General features: G+C 72.9%; 1 protein-coding gene. It reads right to left on the reverse strand.

What is annotated here, in order from left to right; all coding sequences use genetic code 11:
• Nucleotides 1-128: 128 nt before the first annotated feature.
• Complete coding sequence (locus E4099_RS31980) at nucleotides 129-1,301, reverse strand: thiolase C-terminal domain-containing protein (RefSeq protein ID WP_135342583.1); 1,173 nt, start codon at nucleotides 1,299-1,301, stop codon at nucleotides 129-131.
• Nucleotides 1,302-1,476 lie beyond the last annotated feature (175 nt).

Below are 1,476 nucleotides of genomic sequence, written 5' to 3' on the forward strand. Positions count from 1 at the left end.
GGTGCGGGTTCGGCCTGCGGCGGGGCGGAGGAGGGCTGGCGGGCCTGTGCATGGCGGGCTGCCGGGGGGCGTGCTCCGGGGCGGTGCCGTGGACGGTGCGGACGGTACGGGCCGAGGTGAGCAGTGGCTCAGTCGCGTCCCAGGACCACCGTGCCGGAGGAGCAGAACCAGCCACCGGTACCGGAGGCCACGGCCAGCCGGGGGAGGCTTCCGCCGGCCTTGCGCACCTGCCGTTCGCCGGCCTCGCCGCGCAGCTGCCGCACCGCCTCCACCAGCAGGAACAGCCCGCGCATCCCCGGATGGCAGGCGGAGAGGCCACCGCCGTCGGTGTTGGTGGGCAGGGTGCCGGTCAGGGTCAGCCGGTCCTCCCCGATGAAGGCACCCCCCTCGCCCTTCGCGCAGAAGCCCAGGTCCTCCAGGGTCACCAGGGTCATATAGGTGAAGGCGTCGTAGATCTCGGCGAGTTCGATGTCCTGGGGGCGTACGCCGGCGCGTTCGAACGCGAGTCGCCCGGAGTGCGCGGCGGGGGAGGTGGTGAAGTCCTCCCACTGCGACATCGCGTTGTGGGAGACGCAGCTGCCCGATCCGAGCACCCAGACCGGCGCCTTCGCGGTGTCCGGCACGCAGTCCTCCGCGGCGAGCAGCACCGCGCAGCCGCCGTCCGAACGGATGCAGCAGTGCAACCTGGTGAAGGGATCCGCGATCAGCGGGCCGTTCAGCACCTCGTCCACGGTGATCGGGGTGCGGAACGCGGCTTCCGGGTTGTGCGTGGCGTTCGCGCGCGCCTGGACGGCGACCGAGGCCAGTTGCTCCAGGGTGGTGCCGTACTCGTGCATATGCCGACGTGCGGCCATGGCGTATTTGGAGATCAGCGTGTGGCCGTACGGCGCCTCGAACTGGAGTGGTCCGTCGGCACCGAATGACCAGGTGGCCGTGCGGCGCCCGGCCTTCAGGTCCGAGTGGGCGGTGGAGCCGTAGACCAGCAGTACGGCGCGGGCGTGGCCGGCGGCGATGGCGTCGGCCGCGTGGGCGGCCAGCACCTCCCAGGTGGCGCCGCCGACGGAGGTGGAGTCGACCCAGGTGGGCCGCAGCCCCAGGTAGTCGGCGACCTCGACCGGAGCCAGGGTGCCCAGCCCGGCGGAGGCGAGGCCGTCGATCACCGAACGTTCCAGTCCGGAGTCGGCGAGGGCGCGGCGAGCGGCCTGGGCGTGCAGCGAGTACGGGGTGGCTGCCTCCACCCGGCCGCAGTCGGAGAGCGCCACACCGACGACCGCTACCCGCCGGCGCCCGCGCCGGCGCACTTCGCGAGCCGCCCGTGTGAGCGCCTTGATGTCTGTGTCCTGGGGCGCCCCTGCGAGGTGGGTCTCCTGTGTGTCCCGAGTGACCTGTGTGGGTCGTGTGGGTTGCGGTGACTGTGTCGGCTGTGCGGCCTCTGCGGTGCCTGGGACTCGGGGTGCCGGTGGGGCAGGTCGGGGC

Source organism: Streptomyces palmae, from assembly GCF_004684805.1.
Classification (GTDB): domain Bacteria; phylum Actinomycetota; class Actinomycetes; order Streptomycetales; family Streptomycetaceae; genus Streptomyces; species Streptomyces palmae.